General features: G+C 60.1%; 2 protein-coding genes. One reads left to right on the top strand and one right to left on the bottom strand.

Going from position 1 to position 516, the window contains the following annotated elements:
• Nucleotides 1–282 (top strand): H-NS family nucleoid-associated regulatory protein (locus WT24_RS16670; protein ID WP_060034956.1); only part of this gene is annotated, 282 nt, incomplete at its 5' end.
• Between the two features lie 34 nt (nt 283–316).
• On the opposite strand, the gene WT24_RS35815 is transcribed toward WT24_RS16670, so the two are convergent.
• On the bottom strand, nt 317–516 hold a 200-nt coding region (locus tag WT24_RS35815), incomplete at its 5' end, for a hypothetical protein (RefSeq protein WP_218921576.1).

The following is a 516-nucleotide window of genomic DNA, read 5'->3' as shown; positions in this document are numbered from 1 at the left end:
GAACTCAAGGCTCAAGCTGACGCACTGGCACAGCAAGCGGAAGAAGCACGGCTCGCCGAGCTCGACAGCATCATCACGACGATGCGCGAGCAGATCGCCGAATATGGGATCACGGCCGAGCAAGTTTTCGGACGACGCCGTGCCGTGGCATCAGGCGAGCGTGCGCCGGTCGCGCCGAAGTATCGGGATCCGAAAACCGGCAAGACCTGGAGCGGGCGCGGCAAGGCTCCGCAATGGATTGCAAGCGCGAAGAACCGCGATCGGTTTTTGATCGAGCAGTGAGCGGCCTTGATCGTTGAGCACGACGCCGTCGACGTTATCGGATGGAAACTACCTGGCGATTTGTCGTGAGCGGACGGTCTTTGCCGCTTTGGCGAATGGGCATGACGACGTATTTCCGCACGCGGAGATGATCGTCACGGCTGGATGGGCCACCTTTATCCGCGACGGTGTCGAAGTGTGGAACTGCAGTGCGCGTTACGCCGCTGCCCACTTTGACATTCAGTCGATTTAGGA

Origin of the sequence: Burkholderia sp. MSMB1078WGS (assembly GCF_001528895.1) — a bacterium.
GTDB lineage: Bacteria > Pseudomonadota > Gammaproteobacteria > Burkholderiales > Burkholderiaceae > Burkholderia.
Note: the sequence above shows the minus strand (reverse complement) of the source record. Positions and strands in the feature narration are given on the sequence as shown.